Genomic DNA, 22,621 nt, shown 5'->3' with positions numbered 1-22,621 from the left:
GATGACTACCGAACAGGGAGCAAGCAATGTTCAACTCAGCTAGCGAAACGCACTTCAGCCTCACCGTCGAAGACTACGTCGGCGACCTGCAAGTGCTGTCGTTCACCGGCACCGAAGGCATCAGCCAGCCGTATCGCTTCGACCTGGAACTGGTCAGCGAAAACCCGGACCTGGACCTGGAAAAACTCCTGCACAAGCAGGCGTTCCTCGCATTCGATCCGAAAGGTAGCGGCATCCACGGCCAGATCTACCGCGTCGCCCAAGGCGATGCCGGCAAGCGCCTGACCCGCTACAAAGTCTCCCTGGTGCCGCACCTGCAATACCTGCATCACCGCACCAACCAGCGAATCTACCAGCAGATGTCGGCGCCGAAAATCATCGCCCTGATCCTCGAAGAACACGGCATCAAAGGCAACGCCTACAAAATCCAGTTGAGCCAGCCGTGCCCGGACCGCGACTACTGCGTGCAATACGACGAAACCGACCTGCACTTCGTCCAGCGCTTGTGCGAAGAAGAAGGCATTCACTACCACTTCCAGCACAGCGAAAAAGCCCATCTGCTGGTGTTCGGCGACGACCAGACCGTGTTCCCCAAACTCGGCCAGCCCACCGCCTACGTCCAAGGCAGCGGCATGGTCGCCGACGAACCGGTGATCAAAGGCTTCAAACTGCGCCTGGAAACCCGCACCGGCCGCGTCACCCGTCGCGACTACGACTTCGAAAAGCCCAACCTGCGACTCGAAGCCGGCTATAAACCCGACGGCAAACCCGACGGCGAAAGCACCGAACCGGACCTCGAAGACTACGACTACCCCGGCCGCTTCCTCGACCGCGCCCGCGGCAAATTCCTAAGCCAACACGCCCTGGAACGCCACCGCGCCGACTACCAGCAAGCCGAAGGCCATGGCGACCAGACCACCCTCGTCAGCGGCCACTTCCTGGAAATCTCCGACCACCCGCGCACCGAGTGGAACGACCTCTGGCTGCTTACCGAAATCGTCCACGAAGGCAAACAGCCGCAAGTGCTCGAAGAGGCGGTGACCAGCGACACCACCGACAACAAAGACGACTTCCACCAGGGCTACCGCAACCGTTTCCTCGCCACCCCGTGGAACGTGTTCTACCGCCCGGCCCTGGAACACCCAAAACCACGCGTCCTCGGCAGCCAGACCGCCATGGTCACCGGCCCCAAAGGCGAAGAAATCCACTGCGACCCATACGGCCGCATCAAAGTGCAATTCCACTGGGACCGCGAAGGCCTGGCCGACGACAAAACCAGCTGCTGGATGCGCGTCTCTTCGAGCTGGGCCGGCGACCGCTACGGCGCCATCGCCATCCCGCGCATCGGCATGGAAGTGCTCGTCACCTTCCTCGAAGGCGACCCCGACCAACCGCTGGTAACCGGTTGCCTGTACCACAAGGAAAACCAGGTTCCCTACGACCTGCCAGCGAACAAAACCCGCACCGTCTTCAAAACCCTCAGCTCACCGGGGGGCGGCGGGTTCAATGAACTGCGGATTGAAGACAAGAAAGGTGCCGAGCAGATCTTCATCCATGCCCAGCGGGATTGGGATGAAAACATCGAGCACGACCAGAAGATTCGGGTGGGGAATGAACGCCACGACACGGTGGTGAAGAACACCTACACCGAACTGAAGGCTGAGGAACACCGCACCACCATCAGCGACCGCAAGATCGAAGCACGGATGGACGACCACCTGGCCATCGGCGAAAACCAGCACGTGAAACTCGGCACCGCGCAACTGACCAGTGCCGGGAAAGAGATTCACATCAAGGCTGGGGACAAGATTGTCATTGAGGCGGGGACTGAGCTGACCATTTTGGGGGGCGGGAGCTTTATCAAGCTGGATGGCGGTGGTGTGACGGTGGTTGGGCCGGTGGTGAAGATTAATGCGGGTGGGTCGGCTGGGTCGGGGACCGGGATCGGGATTCAACCGCCGGTGCTGCCGGGGGCGGCGGATAAGGATAAGGCGGGGAGTTTGATGGATCAGGCGTTGTTGAATGCGCCGCCTGAGAAGGTTAAGCCGAAGGCTTTTTTTGTGTTTTCTGAGTGATCGACATGAATGGTTTTTTGAACAAGAGGAATGGCTTCGCCGTAGCGGCTTTCACCGCCTCACTGCTGAGCCTGTTTCATGGCAGCGCTTATGCGGATGAATGTCCGTCTGAAGATTTTTCCCAGTTCCTTCCGGCGTTCTCTGCGAATGCTGAAACTCAGCAGCGGTTGACTGCGATGACGGTGAAGTCGCTGGTTTTGAAACCGGTGGGGAGAGCATGGAGCTTTTGAGCCACAAACGACGGGAGTCAAGAGCTCCAATTTGCCGTTTCCGCTAATGGCGCCTGTGGGCACAGACAAGACTGAGGGTGTTGAGGTCGAAGCGATCGACGATAGTCATTTCAACGTAGTGGATAAGCGAGCGGGCAACAGCAACATCAAGATTTTCAACTTTTCTCGCCAGGCGTGTTGGGTTCTGGAGGGCGTTGAGGATTGGTCTGTCAGCGAGAAGGACCTTGTTGTGGCGAGCTCTCCGACCATGAGTACTGCAGAGAATTTTTGTTATCAGCGTGCAGAAGCATTTGGTGGATTGGGGGCTGGTGAATACCGGCTGACTCGAGAGTTTTTCGAAGCGTCGTTGGAAAATTATGTGTGCGCGGCAGCTTCTGGTGATCCACAGGCTAGTTTCAATGCAGCGAGTTTGAGCCTTTCAGGAATGGCGTCGCAGTTGGAGACGGAGAAGGTCGAGATCTTATTCAAAGCAGCGGCAACCACCCTTGCTGATGGTGCCGCTGCACTTTCAACATTTTACTGTTATGGGAATAACGCCGTACCGGAAGATTTTTCAATACCAATCACAACATGAGGTATATAAAGCTTTTCTAGTTCGATTGAAAAATTCTCAGCGCGCGTGGCTAAAGTTGAGGGATACGAACTGCGTGCTAGAGGGTTTTGAAAATGAATGGGATAGAAAAGCCTATTCTGAAGATGTCGATAGGTGCGTGGCAAAGATGAGTCTGGAAAGAGCTGCCTATCTGAACGGCATTCTACCTGCGAGTTGATAGTCTTCGAACAGTGGTTGGTGTTATTAAATAGAGGCTGGAAAGCTGCGCATGACGCGGGCATTGAGTTTTGTGGTTTGATATTTTTAGAGGACTCAATGAAATGAGGTTTGCTGTTTTTTGCTCGCTGATGATGACTTTTGCATTACCGGCCAGCGCAGCCCTCCAGGACGGCCAGTGCGCGGTAGGGCCTGCCTCCGTTGAAAGCCAATAACAGCCTTCCTCTCTCTGTGACTAGTGCCAAGGCGCGCCCTTTCTCCTGAACGGATTCTAGATGAAAAAGCTACTCCCGTTACTCATGGTTTTCCTTCCCCTGACCGCCCACAGCGAGGTCACGTCCGAAAGCTACTGCTTCGAAGGCACCAACTCGATCAAGTTCGAATTCAGAACCTACTACGACCACGACAGCAACTGGTCGGGTGGTTTCGTCAAATACGTCAAGTCGAAAACGCCGATTTCCATCGTACTGACGGATCATCAGGAAGAAATACTTGCCCCGGACGCACCCACGCAAAATACCAGTACCTGGTCCGAGATTGTCGACGGCAAGGTCACGGGAACCTATGAGTGGGTCACCCAAGCAGCGATGAGCGTTTCGATGGTTTACACCAAGAAGTCCAACGGCAAGGAATACAGTTTCCTGCTTAACCCCAATGTCGATGTTTCTCGAGACGGTGGTTGCAAGTGGGAGCAGGGCGATCAATGACTCGGGTGAGTTTGGGTTTGGCGCTGTTCGGGTTATTGGGTTCGGCGTCGGCGGGGGCCGAGGTAACATCGTTCAACCCTGTTAAAAACGTTGAAGCGATGTTGGAAGTGAACGGGCCGAAGGTGAAGGTGACGGTTCAAGTCGATGCTCGCGAGCCGCGAACCATCGACTTTGCCGCTGAAAAATCCCTGCACGTCGCTATCGATGATTTCAACTTCGATGGCATGAAAGATTTTTCTGTCTGGCAGATCGACGACGGCATGGGCACCTACACGATCCACCGGATTTTCATCTACCGGCCGAAAACCGCTGACTTCGAGGAAGTGCAGCCGGATTGTGGCGATGGTTTCGTCAATCTCCGTGTAGACAAGAAACGCAAAGTCTTGCTCAGCACCTACTGGGGAATGGACGGGCCGCAGTCATGCGTGACGCGCTTTCACAAGCGCTGAGCCTGAACCCGTCACGGTAAACGTTTAACGCTTGTGCATCTGACAACCCCCATTTTCCATTAAACTCCCCGCCCTCAAGGAATGCGCTCAGGACACGGAATGCCAGCCCCCTCTTTCTCTCTTCGCTCCACGATGGTGCTTTGGCTGTATGCCGCCGCGATCGTGCATGTGCTCGCCGGTCTCACGCTGACCTGGGCCGGTCATTCCGGATTACTTGACGGCTATCTTCACACCCTCGAACTCGCGTTCTGGGGCGCCGATGCGGTTCCTGCTGCCGGTCACGAGCAGCAGGTCTGGTGGCTCGCGTTGTTCGGCGCGACGCTGCAAAGTTATTCGCTGTACATGCTCGCGTTGGTGCACCTCGGCAACCGTCTTAAAGCACCCGCAATTTGGGGATGGTTGATGGCTGGCGTTCTGTTATGGGCACCGCAGGACATGTGGCTTTCAGCGCAAAAACAGGTCTGGTCGCATCTGTGGCTCGACGGTTTTGCGCTGCTGGTGCTGTTGCCGCCGCTGGTCTGGTTGCTGCGCCATGATCGTCGGAAATCCCCTCCAGAAAGATAGTGAGCAAGTCCAACCCGTTTGCCGGCGGCGCCTACAAGCGGGTGCTGATCAGCAAAAAGGGGACGAATTTATTTTGTAAAGTAGGTTTTAACTTTCGATAAATAAATATCTCCCCATTTTTTAAATTAAATGGAGTTAAGCCCTGTGGTTAAAAATACAATTTTCTTGGCGTGCTCAGCATTTTTTGTATTTAGCGTCGCTACCGTTCAAGCAGAACCGTTCTATTCCGCGAAGATATTACAGGCCGACTATTCTGCGGCCCCTAACTTGAGACTGCTAATTAGAATTCAAGATGTAGAAACGGGAAGTAATGAGCCGAGCGGCTCTACTCGAGCGGACTGTATGCGTGCGAGCAAGTCAGCTGCTCAGCCTGGGCCAACCCCTTGCTTTTCTTTCGAGCTGGATGAGGGAGATGGAAATGTCGGTGTTTTAAAGCAGACTCTGCTAAATGATCCGCAACGGGGAAGCGACCCAATTTATATTGAGTTGCTTTACAAGTCGGAGCAGACAAAAAATCAATATGGGTGGTTTGATAATAAAACGGTTAAGCTAAGAGTTGATGACAATAATGGATTGAATAACTGGGATGCGGATCTGCCTCAGAGTTTGCCTCAAGTAAAAATAGTGCAAGAGAGCGATATTTATCAGTTGGTTTTGGCGGATGCGGATGCGCTGCTTAATTCGGCTTACCATGATAAGGCAAATCGTTTAAGTGACGAAAAAAGAACCGCGTTTCGTGAGGTTCAACGAGCTTGGATGAAGTTTCGGGATCTCGAGTGCGTAAAGTCTATATATGGTGAGCAATCTGCTAGTTGCTTGATTCGTCTGACCCTTGATCGTGCCAGGCAAATCGCGGTTGCTCCGCCATCAAAGTAGCTGAAATAAACTTAAAAATAGGTATGTTCCATAATCAAGGATTGAAGACAGTGAAACGCTTTGTTTTAGGGTTGACCAGCGTGTTAATCGCGTTCGCGCTACTACCGTTTTCAGCCGCGTTCGCCCAAGACGACTGCAGTGAAATCAGCTCTAGCCCGCAGGTTGTCCCGTGTTCCGAGGCTGCAAAGAATTCCGCAGATTCTCAGTTGAATACGAGCTATCACCAACTGATGGCAAGGCTTGAATCTCAATATTCAGTTGACCCGAAATTAGGGGTGGAGTATTCGACGCAGGTAAAGGAATCCCAGCGTGCGTGGATCAAATTACGGGATACGAATTGCACCGTAGAGGCGTTCGAGATTGAGGCAGCCAAGCCTGCTCATGTGGCGGTAGTGAACAATTGCATTGCAAAAATGAGTCAGGAGCGTTCGGCTTATTTGGACGGGATCGCGCCTGAGACTGTGGGTCGTTCAGGCAGTGGGGGCGGGGGAAGTGCTTCGTGTCCATCCTCAGACTTCGCGCAGTTTCTGCCAGTGTTTTCCACCAATGCCGAGTCCCAGAAGCGCCTTACCGCACTGGCGGTGAAAATATTGGTGTTGAAGCGGACCTCGGACCCTGGTCGATTTGAACCGCAAATTACTGCGGAGACTGGCTCCAGTTTGACGTTTCCGTTGATGACTGCGATGGAAGGCAAGACTGAAGGAATTGAGATCGAAACGGTCGACGACACTCACATGAACGTTGTGGATAAACGAGCCGGTAACAGCAACATCAAGATTTTTAACTTTGCTAAGAAGTCGTGCTGGGCGCTGGTGGGGATTGAGGATTGGTCGATCAGCGAGAAGGAGCTTGTCGCATCCGGTAGACCTGGAATGAGCCGCGCCGAGAACTTCTGTTATCAACGCGCAGAGGGTTTGGGTGGTTTAGGGGCACTTGAACAATACCGGTTGACTAAGGAGCTGTATGAAGCATCCTTGGAAAACTACGTATGTGCTGCAGAGTCGGGCGATCCACGGGCGAGTCTGTCGGCGGCAAGTTTGAGTCTTTCGCAGATGGCACCTCAATTGGAAACCAGCAAGCTTGAGGCATTGTTTAAAGCCGCAGCAACGACGCTGCCGGACGGGGCGCTGAGTCTTTCCATGTTTTACTGTACTGGTAATTCCACCGATTATGACGGCCCTTGCCAGCACCCCGAACAGGCAGAAAAGGAGCTGATTCGCGCGGTTTCCATGGGATCTACGAATGCGCTCAACTCTCTGGCTTCCTCTTTTGAGAGTGGCGACCTAGGAACCAAAGATATTTCTCGAGCGTTGGCCTGTTATCAATTGTCTGCCGGCAAGGGTGACCAGGCGGGTATCAACAACGTGAAGCGCTTGGAATCACAAGGCACAGAATCGATCAAGGCAAGTCACTGCATCTAAAGCTCCGAGCGCAGACGTGACCAATGCATTTTGAATGAAAGAAGGGGACGTTAAATCCCCTTCTTATTTTTGCTACGCCTTAGCCCGATGCTCCGCCGGATTCGGCGAATCAATATGATCCAGCGCTCGCTCCACCAACAACTGTGCCCCATCCGCCATTCTGCTGAGTGCCAGGGCGACTGAGCGGCGGGTGCCTTCGATGTCGTCGGCCAGGTCGGCGGCGATGGCGCTTATGGACTTCAGGTCTTCGGAGGCATTGGCCAAAAGGGCTTCGGTGTCGATGTCGGGGGAGACGGTGAAGAGTTTGCCTTTGCGCTTGGGTTTTTCGTTGGGTGGCGGGCCGAAATGGTGGTCGAGGGCGCGTTCGGCGGCTTCGTGGAGTTTTCTGGAATCTAATGATTCGTAGGGGGATGTGGCTTCGTTTTCAGGAGGATTTGGTGTTGGCTTGAACATAGATGTAATCCCGTAATTAAGGAGCCGACACCGTTTCGCGTGCACTTCGAAAGAGGTGGCAGCTGTGCATAGGTGTGCAAGACCGGCGGGATTACCCGGCAGACCCGAAGGTCTCCCATACACAGCCGCCATAACGGTTCGCGAGCATAGAAAAATGCTCGATGAATTGCCATAACCATTGTGTATCCCGCCGGACTTGCACGTCCGTGTCACCGATTTTGCGGTGACGTACAGAGGTTATCGGTGATGGCCCAAGTCGCCTAGTTCATGAACAGCCCGGCGTTTTGAAGGAAATGTCCGAGAGGTTTGAGGGCATCAAGATCAAAAGATCGCAGCCTTCGGCAGCTCCTACAGAAATGTGTTTCTTCAGGTGTAGGGCGGGTCCCTCAGAATGAAGTGCAAAGCGTGACTTGGCAGTCATCATGCGGGAAAAGCGGTTCATCTTCTTCTAACGCAACACGACGGTGGCGTTCTTGCTTGAAGCGGCTACACTGCGCCGGCCGTTCATTTTTCTTTTGAGGCTGTGCGCATGAAATTTCGTTTTCTTCTGTGGATGCTGGGTTTGTTGATGGGTAAGGCCAGTCGGACGAATCCTGCGTTTCAGCAGCAGTTGGGTGACAAGGCGTTGGTGTTTCAGCTACAGACCCTGGACGGGAAGGTGGCGCGGCATTTCGTGGTGAAGGATCAGCGTATTACCAGCAAGTCCGGCGTATATGCCGAGCCTGCGTTTGCGATTGCCTTTAAAGACGCGGCGTATGGCTTTGCCACGATGCAGGCGAAGAACAAGCAATTGGCGTTTATGCAGGGGATTCAGGACAAGTCGATTCAGATCAAGGGCAACCCGGCGTTGGTGATCTGGTTTCAGGGGTTGACCAAGTATTTGAAGCCGCGGAAGGCCAAGCCGAAGTCATAGGTCTTTCAGGTAGCTCGCCAGGATAAGTCAGCCTCTTCAGCTATCCGGCTCAGGAGGCCCGGCGTCCAGTGGCTGGCCCCGGTATGTCTTGTAGATCTGCTGGACTTGCGGGTTGTCCAGGTTCTCGTATGTGATGTCTTCCTTGTCCAGGCCATCCAGGCCTCTGATACCACCGATGGTCTCTGGCCATTCGTCACGACTGGATATATCGACTACGAACGGGTTGAGGTAGTTATCGAGATGCCTTTCGCGAGGTTCTCGGATCTCGTCGCTGAGTGCCCGCAAGTAGTCGTCTTTGCTTGTCCTTGACCAGTCGATGGCGAACTTGGCTCGATAACAGAGTTCCATGAAGACTAATAGAATCGTGCGCCCATTGCCGTCCAGGAAGGGGTGTGCGAAAGCCAGCTGGCCCATCACCCCGCCGGGATGGTCTCTGAAGCGTTTCTTGTCAGCTGCTAGCTGAAGCGCATAGTCGACAGACATTTTGATGGAGTCCGGGCGCTCGAAGACGGTGCTGCGGGGATCGTCGAGGGAGCCCTTGAATACTGCCAGGTGAGGGACAAGCTCGTTCCGGTCTTTTCCTGCCCAGTGATAGAGGCCTGAGAACAGGATTTCGTGAACTTTGAGTACTGTCTTGTAATCGATTGGCTTCTTCTTAGCCAAATAGGCAAGCGCATCTTCGATACTTAATTCGAACGAAAGATGCTCTGACTCTTTTACTTCGGTGGGATCTTTCAGTTGCAGCGAGTTTTGAAGATATCCAGCAGTTTCGAAGTCGCCGAACGGATCAAAAGTCATGCGCTACGTTTCTGTGCACGCCTTTCCTGAAGATAACGCCCTTGGAGCGCCAGGATTTCAGACTTGCTCAGAACGCCTTTTCTCTTGAGGTTGACGAGCAACTGTTCGATGCCATCCAACTCGACGACATCGCCAGCCAAACGGGTAATGCACACGGCCATGCGACTCATGCCGTCACGTCTAGCAGTAACCTTGTTGTCTTTAGCAAGCTTGCGGACTTGGCTTGCAACGCTGACAGCAGCTGTTTGGGTCATCGGAAATCCCTCTATTTGCCGTCAAATCATAGCAGGGCGCTTGCTTCCTGTCGTTGCTGGCTCAAAGGCCAAAATCTGTGGAAATAGGGCAATATTTGCAACTGAAAAGGCCCAGGGCGGTGTATCTGGCTTACCTTTTGGGTGATTCAGTGGCTCGACAGGCCATTCATTTGGCTTTTAATGAATGCTGAACTGTCATTTATGACAGGTGTTTTGGGCAATGCCACCGTGCTCCACTGTGATTGTGTCCCTAGAAGGGCATCCTTTCACGCCACGATGGAGCGCGGTCATGACTCAAGCACAACGCAATAAATCCACGGAATTTCAAGATAAAACCTTTAATAAAACTGGTCTTGTTGAACTGCCTTTCGAAGGGATTGCTGGCAGATTTGCTAATTCGGTTCTTCCATTATCCGACAAAAAATTACTGCTTCTTTTCAACGCTCCACCATCAGAGAATTCTCCAACAAAGGTGGCAAGGCTGAATGAGGATGGCTCGCTTGATTTGCAATTTGGGCCAGGGGGAACCGTCGATGTCCCATTCAAGGATGGGTCGTCATTTTCTGCGCGCCATCTGCGGCCTTCGGAAAATGGCGGATGGCTGATCACCGGCACCGTAGAACACTCGGACGGTAAAGTTGATCTCGCGGTCGTTCGCCAACTTCAGAATGGTGAGCTGGATTCTACCTTCGGTGTTGATAAAGACGGCAAGGTCACCCTCAATGTTTATGACCTTATCGATTCTCGCGCCAATCCCGGTGCTAGTTTTGTTACCCGCCGCCATGACGAAAAGAAGGCAGAGAAATCGTCGGTAAGTGCGGGCGATGTCGGGATAGTGGCCGTCGGTCAGCAGGATGGAAAAATTGTCCTGGTCAGCACTGTTATGTTCGCCTTCGACTACTTGAGGGGAATTGTAGTGCGCCTGAATACTGATGGCTCACTGGACAAGACGCTTAATGGCAAAGGCTTTGTATTAGTCGAACTTCCGGGCATTAATCACAACTGGAATTACGCTTATGGTGTCGCCGTCCAACAGGACGGCAAAGTTCTGGTCTGTGGTGATTTCAGTAGAGAGGCCTCAGGTGAACGGCCTGATGCTTATGTAATTCGCTATCACCAAGATGGCAGCGTTGATGAAAGCTATGGCGACGACAAGATCGGTGTTGTGACAATCACCGACAGCAGTCGATGGCTCGATCTTGTCTCAATGGCCTTGAAGGCTGACGGTGGGGTTGTAGCAGTGGGGACTGCGGAGGCAGAGGGCCTGCGCGAAGGGTTGGTCGTCTCGCTAAACGTCAGCGGCAGTTTCAATCTTGTCTTTAATAACGGTAAACCGCTGTTCTCCAACTTCACTGAGCATGGTGTTTCGTGGCGGCGTTGCGTCCTGCAGGCTGATGGAAAGCTGGTTGTCAGTGGGCAGGGGGGAGACGCATTCCTTGACGAAAACAGTTCGGTCACGACAGCGCGTTATACCTCTGACGGCTCTCTGGATGTGACGTTTGCGGGTAAAGGATGGGTAGATCGGAACGATGAAAAAGGTATCGATTTGTTCCGGGGTTGCGCCGTGATGGCGGACAACCGCATCGTTATTTGCGGCTATCTGATCTCCATTCCGGAGCCGACTACTGGGTTTGTTGTGCGCTACCTGGCTTAGACCGAGTTGGATTCTTCGCGGGCAAGCCTCGCTCCTACAGGGTTTCGGTGATCTGTAGGAATGAGGCTTGCCCGCGATGCTTTTAGGCCTGGCTGAATTGCGAAGCCAGTTCGCGCAGCAGGACTTCAGCTTCGAGGACTTTACTCACGACGTCGTTGGCTTTGTCGCGAGTCAGCCCCACACGCTCCAGCAAGGCATCCGGAATGTCTTCATCCGGACCAGAGCCAATCCCGCGACTACGCAGCAAACGCACCGCCAAACACACGAGGTTCGGGTATTCCGCGTAGTCGCCGTCGTAGCTCGGGTCGTGCTGGAAGCGCAGGGCGGTGGCCAGTTCTTCGGGCATGTCCCAGTAGCGCATCAGCCATGAGCCGATCTGTTCGCGGCTGATGCCCAGCAGGTGTTGTTCCACATAGCTGTGGCACAGGTGCGGGTTGACCTCCAGGTGGCGGCAGATCAGCGAGAAGTGCGGCGGGAAGACGTGGGCCAGCAGCAAGTAGCCGAAGTTGTGCAGCAGGCCGGCGAGGTAGGTCAGGCCGGCTTCCGGGCGCTGGGCGCGGGGCATGGCGCGGGTCAGGCCTTCGATGACGGCGGCGGTGTAGATCGATTGCTGCCAGTACGGCGTGGTGTGTTGCGGGTGGTCTTTGGGCAGGCTCAGGGTTTTGCCCAGGGCCAGGCCCAGCGCCAGGTTGATCACCAGGTCGAAACCCAGCACGCGGACGATGGCGTCTTCCACTGAACGAATCTTGCCCGGCGAGGCGTAGTACGGCGACGCTGCCCAGCTGACGACTTGGGCGGCCAGGGCTGGGTCGGTTTCGACCACGCCGGTGATGTCGTCGATGGTGGCGTTGGGGTCGACCCGCAGTTTGATGATTTTTTGCGCGGTTTCGGCCAGCGGCGGAATCTCGATGGTCGCTTCCAGGCGTTGCTGAATGCGCCGCGCGGTGAACGCTTGCACGGCCTGGGTGATTTCCTCGCGGTCATCGTCGGGGCGGTCGAGGTTCGGGCGGATGCTGTGCACGGCTTCGCCGAAGTTGCCGGCGCTGGCCTTGGTGAGCATGGTTTTGAAATCTTCGCTGGTGATTTCCAGCAGCACGCCTGGCTCGCCTGAGTTGATCAGCAACTTAGGCTCGCGCAGCAGGCTTTCGTCATACAGGCACGGCGAACTGGTGAGCGCCGGCAGGCCGGGCAGCAGGCTCAGGCTGTGTTTGCCTAGCATTTTTACCAAGCGTTCGGTGGATACAGCGGTCAACCGGCGGCCAGTGAGTTCGGCGAGGCGGTTGAGGTCCAGCAATTGGCTTTGCGGAAACAGCACCATGAGCGCGCCGACGGCATCGTCCAGCAAAACCGCCTGCACTTTACGCGCGGCGTTCAGGCCGTGATGGTCGAGGACTTCCTGGTAGGCGATGCCCAGTTTGCCGAGCAGCAGCCGAATAACAGACGGAGCGTGCGGGGTTTCAGGGGCGAGGGCAGCTTCTGTCATGGTCTGTATCCGTTTTCAAACAATTGCAGGAGTATAACCAGCTTGTTTACGGCCAGGGTCCAGAAACTGCGACAGTGCTCACACTTGGCCGTATTGCTGCCCATGGCGTAGCCAGCGGTCGAGCAGCGGGCTGACGTGATCCGGCCAGCGCTCGAGCAAAGCCTGAGCGGCGTCGCGTACGGCGGGCAGCAAGTCGGCGTCGCGCATCAGGTCCGCGACCTTGAATTGCAGCAGACCGGTCTGGCGTGTGCCGAGCATTTCGCCGGGGCCGCGCAGTTCGAGGTCTTTTTCGGCGATGACAAAACCGTCGTTGGTTTCGCGCATGATGCCCAGGCGCTGACGGCCGATCTGCGACAGCGGTGGATGGTAGAGCAGCACGCAATGGCTGACGGCGCTGCCCCGGCCGACGCGGCCACGCAACTGGTGCAATTGTGCGAGGCCAAGGCGTTCAGGGTTTTCGATGATCATCAGGCTGGCGTTGGGCACGTCCACGCCAACTTCGATCACGGTGGTGGCGACCAGCAGTTGCAGGTTGCCGGCCTTGAATTCGGCCATGACGGCAGCTTTTTCGGCGGGCTTCATGCGGCCGTGGATCAAGCCGACCTTCAACTCGCCGAGGGCGGCGGTGAGGTCTTCGTGTGTGGTTTCGGCGGCCTGGCAGGTCAGCTCTTCCGACTCTTCGATCAGCGTGCACACCCAATAGGCCTGACGGCCCTCGGCACAAGCGCCGCGCACCCGTTCGATCACTTCAACGCGCCGGGTGTCGGTGACCAGCACCGTGTTCACCGGGGTACGGCCGGGCGGCAGTTCGTCGAGGATCGAGGTGTCGAGGTCGGCGTAGGCGCTCATGGCCAGCGTCCGGGGGATCGGCGTGGCGGTCATGATCAGCTGGTGCGGACACATCCGCCCGCCGACGCCTTTCTGCCGCAGAGCCAGGCGCTGCTGCACGCCGAAGCGGTGCTGTTCGTCGATGATCGCCAGTGCCAGGTTCTTGAACTGCACTTCGTCCTGGAACAACGCGTGGGTGCCGACCACCATCGGTGCGCCGCCCGCGATCTGCTCCAGCGCGGCCACGCGGTTTTTGCCCTTGAGCTTGCCCGCCAGCCACGCAACTTCGATGCCCAGCGGTTCGAGCCAGCGCTTGAAGGTGATGAAGTGCTGCTCGGCGAGGATTTCGGTGGGCGCCATCAGTGCGACCTGATAACCCGCTTCCAGCGCCTGAAGCGCGGCGAGGGCGGCGACCACGGTTTTGCCCGCGCCAACGTCGCCCTGAATCAGCCGCAGCATCGGTTCGTGCTGGCTGAGGTCGTAAGCGATTTCGTTGCCGACCCGTTGCTGGGCGCCGGTCGGGGTGAAGCCGAGGTTGGCCAGATACTGTTGTGGCAGTTTCGTGGCTTTGGGCATCGCCGGCGCGCGCAGGGCACGCATGCTTTCGCGCAGGCGCTGCTGGGACAGTTGATGGGTCAGCAGTTCTTCGAAGGCCAGACGATGCTGGGCCCAGTGATGACCGAGGGCGAGTTCGTCGACGTCGGCATCAGCGGGCGGGTGATGCAGGTAGCGGATCGCATCGGCCAGCGGCGCCAGTTGATAGTCCCGGGCCAGTTCGGTCGGCAGCCAGTCGGGCAGGCTGCTGGGGCCGAGCAGGGTCAGGGTTTGCATGCACAACTGGCGCAAACGCTGCTGGGTGAGGCCTTCGGTGAGCGGGTAGACCGGGGTCAGGGTTTCGTCCACCGGCGGCGGTTCGTCGCCGGTAATGGCGCGGTATTCGGGGTGGTAGATCTCCAGCCCCGAGGCACCGGGCCGGGCTTCGCCGTAGCAGCGAATCCGCGTGCCGCGTTTGAGGCCTTCTTTCTGGGCGTTGCTGAAATGGTAGAAGCGCAGGCTGAGCCCGCCGGTGCCGTCCTGCAGACGGACAACCAGGCTGCGGCGCCGGCCCATGACCACGTCGGCGCCGCTGACGGTGCCTTCGATCACCGCGTCTTGCCCGGGTCGCAAATGGCCGATCGGGACCACGCGAGTGCGGTCCTGATAGCGCAACGGCAGGTGGAACAACACGTCCTGGAGATTTTCCAGACCGACCTTGGCCAGTTTCTCGGCCATGGCTTCGCCGACACCCTTGAGTGCCGTCACCGACACTTGCGACAACTCGGTCATGACAGCGACTTAACCGGCCACCACCGGCGCTGGCGGCTTGGCCACCGAGCACAGGCGAATGGAGTCGGCGAGGATTTCAATCGCCTTGGGCCGTGGGAAGCTCGCGCGCCAGGCGATGGCTACGGTGCGGAACGGCACCGGCGCACTCAATGGACGCACTTCGATCACGCCCGGGGCGTAGTGGTGGCTGTCCACCGCCGACAGCGGCAGGATCGAAATGCCCAGGCCAGAGGCGACCATGTGGCGAATGGTTTCCAAAGAGCTGGATTCCACCGTGGTGTGTTTGGCGCCGTCGTTGCCTTTGGCCAGGGTCGGGCAGGCTTCCAGCACTTGATCGCGGAAGCAGTGGCCTTCGCCGAGCAGCAGCAGGCTCTTGTCGTTGAGCAGGGCGGCGTCGATGGATTCTTTTTGCGTCCACGGATGCTGGGCTGGCATCAGGACGTAGAACGGCTCGTCGTAGAGCTGCAAGGTCAGTACATCGGCTTCGTTGAACGGCAGGGCGATGATGATCGCGTCGAGCTCGCCGTTGCGCAGTTTGTCGCGCAGCACGTGGGTGAAGTTTTCTTCGATGTACAACGGCATCTGCGGGGCGACCCGGTGCAGTTGTGGAATCAGGTGCGGGAACAGGTACGGGCCGACGGTGTAGATCGCGCCGACTTTCAGCGGTGCAGTCAGCTGGTTCTTGCCGGCCTGGGCCAGTTCGCGGATGCCTTGGGCCTGTTCCAGGACTTTCTGTGCCTGGGCAACAATGCCTTCGCCCACCGGGGTCAGGCGCACGGCGCTCTTGCTGCGCTCGAAAATCAGCACACCGAGTTCGTCTTCAAGCTTTTTCACGCCCACCGACAGGGTCGGCTGGCTGACGTGGCAACGCTCGGCTGCGTGGCCGAAGTGCTGCTCTTGGGCGAGGGTAACGATGTAGCGTAATTCTGTGAGAGTCATAGCAAGCGTCCATGAAGTTGCGGGCCAAGCATACCGGCTGCAATCGATAGACGCACGTTATCAGACTGAGTGTGCTAAGTGACACTGGGCAATGCAGGTTTGCCGTTTCCAGATATGCAAAAAGGCACCTTTCGGTGCCTTTTTATAGGTTTTGTGGCTGCCGAAGAACCTGTGGGAGCGGCGGTGTTTCAGCGTCGGCGTTTTTCCAGCGAGTAAACAAACGGTGCAGTGATTTCGATGGTGCCGTTGTTCAGCATGTCGGCCGGTGGCTTGGGCAGCGGTTGGGCGCGGCGGATCATTTGCAGTGTGGCCCGGTCCAGGTCGGCAGTGCCCGAGCGGTCCACCAGTTCAAATGACAACACGTTACCTTCGGCATCTACCACGAAGCGCAGGCGATTCAAACCTTCCTTGCCTCGCATCCGTGCACTGGCCGGGTACTCTTTGTACTTGGCCAAGTGCGCGAGCAGGGTTCCTTGCCAGTTAGCTTTAGCCGCTTGCTGTGCCGGTGATGGACCGGGAGCCGGCTGAGCGGATTTCTCCGTCGGCGCCTGGGTTGGCTGCGTGTCGCTAGGCTTCTCCTCGGAAGGCTTTTCCTTCGGTGGCTCCGGCTTTTTCTCCACAGGCTTGGGCGGTTGCGGCTTCGGCTTGGGTTTGACCGGTTTCGGCACGGCAATCTCGGCCTTCGGCGCTTCAGCGAGTTTTGGAATCGGCAGTTCTTCCACCGGTGCCGGTGGCTGTGGCGGCGTGATCACCTTCGGCGGTGCGGGCGGTGGCGGGGCCGGCATCGGCGCTAGCTCGACCATCATCGCTTGCGGCGGCAGCTCGATCGGCGGGCGTGACGTCCAGTTCAGCGCCAGCGCAATGGCCAGCGCATGGACGCCCAGCACCACGGCCAGGCTACCGCTGTAACGCGTCAGCTTTTGGCGCGTGTTGATCATTTTTTGGCTGCCGTCTCGAGTCCGACCAGACCGACCTTCAGGTAGCCGGCGGCGCGCAGGGCGTCCATCACGCTCATCAGGTCGCCGTAGTCCACGCCTTTGTCGGCCTGGAAGAAGATCGTCGTGTCTTTCTTGCCCTGGGTCTTGGCGTCGAGCGTGGCGCCGAGGGCTTCGGCCTTCACTTCGTCTTCGCCGAGGAACAGGCGCTGGTCAGCCTTGACGCTGAGGAACACCGGTTTCTCTGGCCGCGGCGCCGGTTTGGCGGTGGAGGCGGGCAGGTCGACCTTGATGTCCACGGTGGCCAGCGGTGCCGCCACCATGAAGATGATCAACAGCACCAGCATCACGTCGATGAACGGCGTGACGTTGATTTCGTGGTTCTCGGCCAGATCGTCGTCTGCGCCTTCTTTCAAATGCAGGCCCATGGCCGATTACCCCACTTTCACCATGTGCGGTTGCGAGCTGCGCTCGGGCGGCTGGTGGTCGAGGTCGCGGCTGACCAGCAGCAGGACTTCTGCCGAGGCGTCGGACACCTGCGCCTTGTAACCGGCGATGGAGCGGGCGAAGACGTTGTAGATGACCACCGCTGGAATTGCTGCAACCAGACCCAGCGCGGTCGCCAGCAGAGCTTCGGCGATGCCGGGGGCCACGACGGCGAGGTTGGTGGTCTGGGTTTTGGCGATGCCGATGAAGCTGTTCATGATGCCCCATACGGTACCGAACAGGCCGACGAACGGCGCGGTGGAACCGATGGTGGCCAGCACGCCGGTGCCGCTGCTCATGTTGCGACCGCAGGCGGCCACCAGGCGCTCGAGGCGGAAGCTCACGCGTTCCTTGATGCCTTCTTTCTCGCGGCTGTTGGCCGACAGGCGCATTTCTTCCAGCGCGTCATGGACCAGCAGATTGGCCAGGGTGCCTTCCTTGGCCGCCGTTGTGCTGGCTTCCTTAAGGGTGGCGGCTTTTTTCAGGTGGGTGATTTCAACGCGCAGACGACGCTTGGCGCCGATCAACTCGAAGCCCTTGGCGATCCAGATGGTCCAGGTGATGATCGAGGCGATGGCCAGGCCGATCATCACGATCTTCACGATAATATCGGCGTTCTGGTACATGCCCCATGGCGACAGGTCGTGGGCCATGCCCAGGGAGTTACCTTCTTCCAGCTGCTTTTCCATCAGCTTTGTCTGTTCACCGAATTCAGCCAAAGCCTTTTGCACTTCTGGCGGCAGTGATGAAGTATCGACACTGCCGTCGGGGTTTCTCGGTACGTCAGGCGTGGCATGAGCAGCTGGCACGTTGGTGGCTGCGGGAACAGAAGTTTCAGTAGCGAATGCGGCGGTCGGCGCCAGCATCAGGCTGAGCAGCAGGGCGGCTACCGCGCTCCAGGCGCGAGGTCGTTTGGTTGGCGAAGCGGAGAGTTGATTGCGTGTCATGCTGGCCGGACCTGAGAGGAAAAGACGGTAAGTGTTCTTCCAGGCCTCGTAAGGCCGAGAACAAAAGTGGCTGGCATTATTGCAATTAATTCTTGTTAACAAAAGTAATAGCGTCTCTTTTTTTCTTCCATTGCTAGCTGTCCATCCATTTCGGGCGCTAGTCTGTACCTTTCTTGAGGGAGTCTTCTGATGTCCGCGCCTTCTGTTTTGATCGCCGGCTGCGGTGATGTCGGCAGCCGTCTGGCTACGCAATTGTTGAATTCGGGGTGGGAGGTTCACGGCTTGCGGCGTGACGTCTCACGCCTACCCCAAGGGGTGATTGGCGTTGCCGGTGACTTGTTCAATAAAGACTGCCCGGCGACCTGGCCAATCGGGGCGGTGGATTACCTGGTGTATTGCGCGGCGGCTACCGATCACGATGAGGCCGGATACCGCGCCGCTTATGTTCAGGGTTTGCAGCACGTGCTGGAATGGCTGGGCGACTACGGGCAAGTGCCCAATCGGCTGCTATTCGTTTCCAGCAGCAGTGTTTACGGCCAGCAAGAGGGTGAGTGGGTCGACGAGAATTCGCCGACCGTGGCGGCTGGCTATTCAGGGCGTGTGATGCTGGAGGCCGAGCAAGTAGCGCGTGATAGCGGCATCCCGGCCAGCATCGTGCGTCTGACCGGTATTTATGGTCCAGGTCGAGAGTGGCTGCTGACTCAGGTTCGTCGCGGTTATCGCGTGGCGATCGATCCGCCGCTGTACGCCAATCGGATTCACGTCGACGACGCGGCGGGGTTGCTGGCGTTCCTGCTTGAGGCGGATCGGCGTGGAGTGGCGCTGGATGATGCCTATATAGGTGTCGATGATGCGCCTGCGCCAATGGCAGAGGTGGTGGGCTGGTTGCGTGAGTATCTGGGCGTTACCGAATGGGCCGAGGATGCCAGTGTGCGTCGTGCCGGCAGCAAGCGCTGCAGCAATGCTCGGGCGAAGGCGTTGGGCTGGACGCCGAAGTATTCGAGTTTCCGCGAGGGCTATGCCGCGATTCTTGAAGGTCGCTGCTAATTTCCGGGCCCATCAATATTGTAGGAGCGAGGCTTGCCCGCGAAGACGTCGTAACATCCAACATCAACGTTGATTGTTACACCGTCTTCGCGGGCAAGCCTCGCTCCTACAATGGGTTTTGCGTTGGCCTTAGGGCCGGGTTACTGCTTTTTGAGCAACCACTTGCGCTCGCCGGGTGCAAACTGCGGCATCTCGTCCGCCAAGGCGGTGTTCACGGCCTGAAAGAGCTCCAGTTCCTTGCCTTTGCGGGCGAAGATCCAGGTATTGCCTTGGCCATTGAGTTGCAGCCAGATGTTGTCGTTGCCGATGCTCATCGATGCGCAATCGCCGGTCAGGCACAGGGCGTAACGGTCGGCACCGGGCAGGCCGGACACTTGGCCGTCGGCCTGAAACTGCACAGTGCCACCTTCACCTGGACCGCTGATGATTTTCCAGCTGCCGCCCATGTAGGCCGAGTACAGCGCGCGCTCGAAGCTGGCACCGATTGGTGCTCCGTCCGGGACCTGGATCTGGGCGCGGTCGAAAAGCTGCTCTGGTTCGTTTTCGCTGGCGACTTGGTGCAGTTGCTTGCCATCACGCTTCAGCTCGCTGGCGGAACTGCCATAAAAATCGACTTTCCAGGCGCCGGATTCTTCGCCCAGCAGCTTGCCTTCGACGTTTTCAAAACCATTGGTGTAGCGCGCCTGACCTGCTCTGGTGTTGACATCCCATTCCAGGTTCGGGCCATAGGCCTGGAGCGCTTCACGCAGGGAGCCGCCTTTGGAGGCTGAATCGATCGCCGCCTGATTGATCCAGGTGCCGCTGATGTCGCGGTCGGCAGGGTTGCTGGCACATCCGCCCAAGAGTAGGGCGACCAGCGAGAGAGCTAGCGCATGGCGCATGATGGAATCCTTTCAGAACCCTTTGTACAAGATCAGTCGGCGCAGCCTCGCAAGGCTGCGCCGGACACATTACTCGATGACCAGAATGGCATCCATTTCAACCTGCGAACCCTTTGGCAGGGCTGCAACACCGATGGCGGCGCGGGCTGGGTAAGGCTGGTCGAAGTACTTGCCCATGATCTCGTTGACCTTGGCGAAGTGGCTCAGGTCAGTGAGGAAAATGTTCAGTTTGACGATGTCCTTGAACGAACCGCCAGCGGCTTCAGCCACGGCTTTGAGGTTCTCGAACACCTGGACGGTCTGGGCTTCGAAGCCTTCGACCAATTCCATGGTTTTTGGGTCCAGAGGAATCTGACCCGACATGTACACGGTGTTGCCAGCCTTGATCGCCTGGGAGTAAGTACCGATGGCGGCCGGGGCCTTGTCGCTGTTGATAACGGTCTTGGTCATGTATGACTCCTTGTGAAGGGTGGGCTACGCACGCATGCGGGTGATGCGGATGACCCCGGTCAGGGCGCGCAGTTTCTTGATCACGCGGGCCAGGTGCACGCGGTCGTGCACGCTGACCACCAGTTGGACCACGCTGATACGACCGTCGCGTTCGTCCATGCTGATTTTTTCGATATTGCCGTCGGCCGCGTTGACACTGCTGGCCAGCAGGGCGATCAGGCCGCGCTGGTGTTCCAGTTCGACGCGCAGCTCGACGTTGAATTCGCCGGTGACATCCTTGGCCCACGAGAGCTGGATGCATTTTTCCGGGTTGTGGCGGATTTCGCTAATGTTGCGGCAGTTGTCCAGGTGCACCACCATCCCTTTGCCGGCGGACAGATGGCCAACGATCGGGTCGCCCGGGATCGGCGTGCAGCACTTGGCGTAACTGAGCACCAGGCCTTCGGTGCCGCGAATGGCCAGCGGACCTTCCGGGCTTGGCAGCTGCTCGCCTTCGCCGAGCAGGCGGCGGGCGACTACGTAAGCCATGCGATTGCCCAGGCCGATGTCTTCGAGCAGGTCTTCGATCAGTTCCAGGCGATATTCGTGGAGCATCAACTGCACACGCTCGGCCGGGACTTTTTCCAGCGAGCTGTCGAAGCCGTTGAGCACCTTGTTCAGCAGGCGTTCGCCGAGGCTGATGGATTCGGAGCGGCGTTGCAGCTTAAGCGCATGGCGGATGTGGGTCCGCGCCTTGCCGGTGACCACGAAGTTGAGCCATGCCGGGTTCGGCCGTGCGCCGGGGGCGCTGACGATCTCGACCGTGGAGCCGCTTTGCAGCGGTTCGGACAGCGGCGCGAGACGACGGTTGATCCGACAGGCAATGCAGCTGTTGCCCACATCGGTGTGCACCGCATAAGCGAAGTCGACTGCCGTGGAGCCTTTTGGAAGCTCCATGATCCGGCCCTTGGGCGTGAACACGTAGACCTCGTCCGGGAACAGGTCGATCTTCACGCTCTCGATGAATTCCAGCGAGTTACCGGCCCGTTGCTGCATCTCCAGCACGCCTTTGACCCACTGGCGGGCGCGGGCATGAGTGCCTTTGGGCTGTTCGTCGCCGCTGGATTTGTACAGCCAATGGGCGGCGATGCCGTTGTTGGCCATCTCTTCCATCTCACGGGTGCGGATCTGGATCTCGATCGGTACACCGTGCATGCCGAACAGCGTGGTGTGCAGCGACTGGTAGCCGTTGGCCTTGGGAATCGCGATGTAATCCTTGAAGCGCCCCGGCAACGGTTTGTACAAATTATGTACAGCACCCAGCACGCGGTAGCAGGTGTCGACCTTGTCGACGATGATCCGGAACGCATACACGTCCATGATCTCGTTGAAGGCCCGACGCTTGCCGCGCATTTTCTTGTAGATGCCGTAGAGGTGTTTCTGACGACCGCTGACCTCGCCCTGGATGCCGTCGATGGCCAGGCAGTGGCTGAGGGACTCTTCGATCTTGTTGACGATTTCCTTGCGGTTGCCCCGGGCGCGCTTGACCGCCTGGTTGATCCGCGCGGAACGCATCGGGTGCATGGCCTTGAAGCCGAGGTCTTCGAATTCTATGCGGATGGCGTGCATGCCCAGCCGGTTGGCGATGGGCGCATAGATTTCCAGGGTTTCCTTGGCGATCCGCCGGCGCTTTTCGCCGGACAGCACTTCCAGGGTGCGCATGTTGTGCAGGCGGTCGGCCAGCTTGACCAGGATCACTCGAATGTCGCGTGCCATGGCCATGGCCATTTTCTGGAAGTTTTCGGCCTGGGCTTCGGCTTTGGTCTCGAAGTTCATCTGGGTCAGTTTGCTGACCCCGTCGACCAGTTCGGCCACGGTTTCGCCGAACTGCGCTTGCAGCGCTTCCTTGGCAATACCGGTGTCTTCGATCACGTCATGCAGCATTGCAGCCATCAAGCTCTGATGGTCCATGTGCATGTCGGCAAGAATATTCGCCACCGCAAGAGGATGCGTGACGTACGCCTCACCGCTGCGGCGGCGTTGACCGTCGTGGGCTTGTTCGGCGTAGAAGTACGCTCGGCGGACCAGGTTGACCTGGTCCTTGCCGAGGTAGGTCGATAAGCGATCGGCGAGGGCGTCTATGCTCGGCATGATGAC

The 22,621-nt window shown here is 57.7% G+C and carries 22 protein-coding genes and 1 pseudogene; 11 read left to right on the top strand and 12 right to left on the bottom strand.

Annotated features, from left to right (window positions below):
- Window positions 1-26: 26 nt before the first annotated feature.
- The 8 genes and pseudogenes from JUI81_RS10360 to JUI81_RS10325 all read left to right on the top strand — a co-directional run bounded on the left by JUI81_RS10360 (window position 27) and on the right by JUI81_RS10325 (window position 7,091).
- Window positions 27-2,075: a type VI secretion system tip protein VgrG gene (locus JUI81_RS10360; RefSeq protein WP_204124199.1), complete on the top strand. Its 2,049-nt coding sequence runs from the start codon at window positions 27-29 to the stop codon at window positions 2,073-2,075.
- A gap of 5 nt (window positions 2,076-2,080) precedes the next feature.
- Window positions 2,081-2,852 (top strand): annotated as a pseudogene (locus JUI81_RS10355) (sel1 repeat family protein); the annotation flags it as partial.
- The gene (locus JUI81_RS10350) at window positions 2,797-3,075 is read left to right on the top strand and encodes a lysozyme inhibitor LprI family protein (protein ID WP_081625747.1); all 279 of its coding nucleotides are present in this window, start codon (window positions 2,797-2,799) and stop codon (window positions 3,073-3,075) included. The pseudogene JUI81_RS10355 and the gene JUI81_RS10350, both read left to right, overlap by 56 nt.
- 274 nt (window positions 3,076-3,349) lie before the next feature.
- Window positions 3,350-3,781, top strand: a complete 432-nt coding sequence (locus JUI81_RS10345) for a hypothetical protein (protein ID WP_026331815.1) — start codon at window positions 3,350-3,352, stop codon at window positions 3,779-3,781.
- Between the two features lie 17 nt (window positions 3,782-3,798).
- Window positions 3,799-4,230 (top strand): hypothetical protein, encoded by a 432-nt coding sequence (locus JUI81_RS10340; protein WP_231380629.1) that lies wholly within the window; start codon window positions 3,799-3,801, stop codon window positions 4,228-4,230.
- 99 nt (window positions 4,231-4,329) lie between these two features.
- Entirely contained in the window at window positions 4,330-4,794 is a 465-nt protein-coding gene (locus JUI81_RS10335; protein WP_026331816.1) for a hypothetical protein, read from the top strand.
- Window positions 4,795-4,938: 144 nt separating this feature from the next.
- The gene (locus tag JUI81_RS10330) at window positions 4,939-5,670 is read left to right on the top strand and encodes a lysozyme inhibitor LprI family protein (RefSeq protein ID WP_231380630.1); all 732 of its coding nucleotides are present in this window, start codon (window positions 4,939-4,941) and stop codon (window positions 5,668-5,670) included.
- Window positions 5,671-5,720: 50 nt separating this feature from the next.
- Window positions 5,721-7,091, top strand: a complete 1,371-nt coding sequence (locus JUI81_RS10325) for a lysozyme inhibitor LprI family protein (RefSeq protein ID WP_204124198.1) — start codon at window positions 5,721-5,723, stop codon at window positions 7,089-7,091.
- A gap of 72 nt (window positions 7,092-7,163) precedes the next feature.
- Here the strand turns inward: JUI81_RS10325 and JUI81_RS10320 are convergent, their stop codons facing one another.
- Window positions 7,164-7,544, bottom strand: a complete 381-nt coding sequence (locus JUI81_RS10320) for a DUF6124 family protein (RefSeq protein WP_204124197.1) — start codon at window positions 7,542-7,544, stop codon at window positions 7,164-7,166.
- A gap of 529 nt (window positions 7,545-8,073) precedes the next feature.
- Here JUI81_RS10320 and JUI81_RS10315 point away from each other — a divergent pair.
- Window positions 8,074-8,457, top strand: a complete 384-nt coding sequence (locus JUI81_RS10315; protein ID WP_028939155.1) for a hypothetical protein — start codon at window positions 8,074-8,076, stop codon at window positions 8,455-8,457.
- Window positions 8,458-8,493: 36 nt separating this feature from the next.
- Here the strand turns inward: JUI81_RS10315 and JUI81_RS10310 are convergent, their stop codons facing one another.
- Both JUI81_RS10310 and JUI81_RS10305 read right to left on the bottom strand, forming a co-directional pair.
- Window positions 8,494-9,255, bottom strand: coding sequence for a Fic family protein (locus JUI81_RS10310; RefSeq protein ID WP_204124196.1), 762 nt, complete (start codon window positions 9,253-9,255; stop codon window positions 8,494-8,496).
- The gene (locus tag JUI81_RS10305) at window positions 9,252-9,509 is read right to left on the bottom strand and encodes a hypothetical protein (protein ID WP_028939153.1); all 258 of its coding nucleotides are present in this window, start codon (window positions 9,507-9,509) and stop codon (window positions 9,252-9,254) included. The genes JUI81_RS10310 and JUI81_RS10305 overlap by 4 nt, the downstream gene beginning before the upstream one ends.
- A 289-nt stretch (window positions 9,510-9,798) precedes the next feature.
- On the opposite strand from JUI81_RS10305, the gene JUI81_RS10300 reads away from it, so the two are divergent.
- Entirely contained in the window at window positions 9,799-11,163 is a 1,365-nt protein-coding gene (locus JUI81_RS10300) for a hypothetical protein (protein ID WP_019580459.1), read from the top strand.
- Window positions 11,164-11,245: 82 nt separating this feature from the next.
- Here JUI81_RS10300 and JUI81_RS10295 read toward each other — a convergent pair whose 3' ends face one another.
- The 6 genes from JUI81_RS10295 to exbB all read right to left on the bottom strand — a co-directional run bounded on the left by JUI81_RS10295 (window position 11,246) and on the right by exbB (window position 18,107).
- Window positions 11,246-12,646 (bottom strand): aminoacyl-tRNA deacylase and HDOD domain-containing protein, encoded by a 1,401-nt coding sequence (locus tag JUI81_RS10295; protein ID WP_028939151.1) that lies wholly within the window; start codon window positions 12,644-12,646, stop codon window positions 11,246-11,248.
- A 78-nt stretch (window positions 12,647-12,724) separates the two neighbouring features.
- Window positions 12,725-14,800 (bottom strand): ATP-dependent DNA helicase RecG, encoded by a 2,076-nt coding sequence (recG, locus tag JUI81_RS10290; RefSeq protein WP_018927475.1) that lies wholly within the window; start codon window positions 14,798-14,800, stop codon window positions 12,725-12,727.
- A gap of 9 nt (window positions 14,801-14,809) precedes the next feature.
- Window positions 14,810-15,739 carry a hydrogen peroxide-inducible genes activator gene (locus tag JUI81_RS10285; RefSeq protein WP_008007618.1) on the bottom strand — a complete coding sequence of 310 codons (930 nt, stop codon included), beginning with the start codon at window positions 15,737-15,739 and terminating at the stop codon, window positions 14,810-14,812.
- Window positions 15,740-15,927: 188 nt separating this feature from the next.
- Complete coding sequence (locus tag JUI81_RS10280; protein ID WP_019580460.1) at window positions 15,928-16,677, bottom strand: energy transducer TonB; 750 nt, start codon at window positions 16,675-16,677, stop codon at window positions 15,928-15,930.
- The gene (gene exbD / locus JUI81_RS10275) at window positions 16,674-17,102 is read right to left on the bottom strand and encodes a TonB system transport protein ExbD (protein WP_019580461.1); all 429 of its coding nucleotides are present in this window, start codon (window positions 17,100-17,102) and stop codon (window positions 16,674-16,676) included. The genes JUI81_RS10280 and exbD overlap by 4 nt, the downstream gene beginning before the upstream one ends.
- A gap of 6 nt (window positions 17,103-17,108) precedes the next feature.
- A complete protein-coding gene (exbB, locus tag JUI81_RS10270; RefSeq protein ID WP_028939150.1) occupies window positions 17,109-18,107 on the bottom strand; it encodes a tonB-system energizer ExbB in 999 nt (332 codons plus the stop codon).
- Window positions 18,108-18,296: 189 nt separating this feature from the next.
- On the opposite strand from exbB, the gene JUI81_RS10265 reads away from it, so the two are divergent.
- The gene (locus tag JUI81_RS10265; protein WP_028939149.1) at window positions 18,297-19,154 is read left to right on the top strand and encodes an SDR family oxidoreductase; all 858 of its coding nucleotides are present in this window, start codon (window positions 18,297-18,299) and stop codon (window positions 19,152-19,154) included.
- Window positions 19,155-19,294: 140 nt separating this feature from the next.
- On the opposite strand, the gene JUI81_RS10260 is transcribed toward JUI81_RS10265, so the two are convergent.
- The 3 genes from JUI81_RS10260 to spoT form a co-directional block, all read right to left on the bottom strand.
- A complete protein-coding gene (locus JUI81_RS10260) occupies window positions 19,295-20,035 on the bottom strand; it encodes a hypothetical protein (RefSeq protein WP_019580464.1) in 741 nt (246 codons plus the stop codon).
- A 69-nt stretch (window positions 20,036-20,104) separates the two neighbouring features.
- Window positions 20,105-20,485 carry a RidA family protein gene (locus tag JUI81_RS10255; protein ID WP_003177257.1) on the bottom strand — a complete coding sequence of 127 codons (381 nt, stop codon included), beginning with the start codon at window positions 20,483-20,485 and terminating at the stop codon, window positions 20,105-20,107.
- A gap of 24 nt (window positions 20,486-20,509) precedes the next feature.
- Window positions 20,510-22,615 carry a bifunctional GTP diphosphokinase/guanosine-3',5'-bis pyrophosphate 3'-pyrophosphohydrolase gene (gene spoT, locus JUI81_RS10250; RefSeq protein WP_007934594.1) on the bottom strand — a complete coding sequence of 702 codons (2,106 nt, stop codon included), beginning with the start codon at window positions 22,613-22,615 and terminating at the stop codon, window positions 20,510-20,512.
- Window positions 22,616-22,621 lie beyond the last annotated feature (6 nt).

Source organism: Pseudomonas sp. 008 (assembly GCF_016861935.1).
GTDB lineage: Bacteria > Pseudomonadota > Gammaproteobacteria > Pseudomonadales > Pseudomonadaceae > Aquipseudomonas.
The sequence above is the reverse complement of the archived record's forward strand: the minus strand, read 5'-3'. Positions and strand labels throughout refer to the sequence as shown.

Coding starts and splice junctions, on each gene's coding strand:
- JUI81_RS10265 (WP_028939149.1), top strand. CDS start 18,297: ATGTCCGCGCCTTCTGTTTTGATCGCCGGCTGCGGTGATGTCGGCAGC.
- JUI81_RS10335 (WP_026331816.1), top strand. CDS start 4,330: ATGCCAGCCCCCTCTTTCTCTCTTCGCTCCACGATGGTGCTTTGGCTG.
- spoT (WP_007934594.1), bottom strand. CDS start 22,615: ATGCCGAGCATAGACGCCCTCGCCGATCGCTTATCGACCTACCTCGGC.
- JUI81_RS10345 (WP_026331815.1), top strand. CDS start 3,350: ATGAAAAAGCTACTCCCGTTACTCATGGTTTTCCTTCCCCTGACCGCC.
- recG (WP_018927475.1), bottom strand. CDS start 14,800: ATGACCGAGTTGTCGCAAGTGTCGGTGACGGCACTCAAGGGTGTCGGC.
- JUI81_RS10300 (WP_019580459.1), top strand. CDS start 9,799: ATGACTCAAGCACAACGCAATAAATCCACGGAATTTCAAGATAAAACC.
- JUI81_RS10350 (WP_081625747.1), top strand. CDS start 2,797: ATGGTGCCGCTGCACTTTCAACATTTTACTGTTATGGGAATAACGCCG.
- JUI81_RS10305 (WP_028939153.1), bottom strand. CDS start 9,509: ATGACCCAAACAGCTGCTGTCAGCGTTGCAAGCCAAGTCCGCAAGCTT.
- JUI81_RS10255 (WP_003177257.1), bottom strand. CDS start 20,485: ATGACCAAGACCGTTATCAACAGCGACAAGGCCCCGGCCGCCATCGGT.
- JUI81_RS10280 (WP_019580460.1), bottom strand. CDS start 16,677: ATGATCAACACGCGCCAAAAGCTGACGCGTTACAGCGGTAGCCTGGCC.
- exbB (WP_028939150.1), bottom strand. CDS start 18,107: ATGACACGCAATCAACTCTCCGCTTCGCCAACCAAACGACCTCGCGCC.
- JUI81_RS10295 (WP_028939151.1), bottom strand. CDS start 12,646: ATGACAGAAGCTGCCCTCGCCCCTGAAACCCCGCACGCTCCGTCTGTT.
- JUI81_RS10315 (WP_028939155.1), top strand. CDS start 8,074: ATGAAATTTCGTTTTCTTCTGTGGATGCTGGGTTTGTTGATGGGTAAG.
- JUI81_RS10320 (WP_204124197.1), bottom strand. CDS start 7,544: ATGTTCAAGCCAACACCAAATCCTCCTGAAAACGAAGCCACATCCCCC.
- exbD (WP_019580461.1), bottom strand. CDS start 17,102: ATGGGCCTGCATTTGAAAGAAGGCGCAGACGACGATCTGGCCGAGAAC.
- JUI81_RS10310 (WP_204124196.1), bottom strand. CDS start 9,255: ATGACTTTTGATCCGTTCGGCGACTTCGAAACTGCTGGATATCTTCAA.
- JUI81_RS10360 (WP_204124199.1), top strand. CDS start 27: ATGTTCAACTCAGCTAGCGAAACGCACTTCAGCCTCACCGTCGAAGAC.
- JUI81_RS10285 (WP_008007618.1), bottom strand. CDS start 15,739: ATGACTCTCACAGAATTACGCTACATCGTTACCCTCGCCCAAGAGCAG.
- JUI81_RS10260 (WP_019580464.1), bottom strand. CDS start 20,035: ATGCGCCATGCGCTAGCTCTCTCGCTGGTCGCCCTACTCTTGGGCGGA.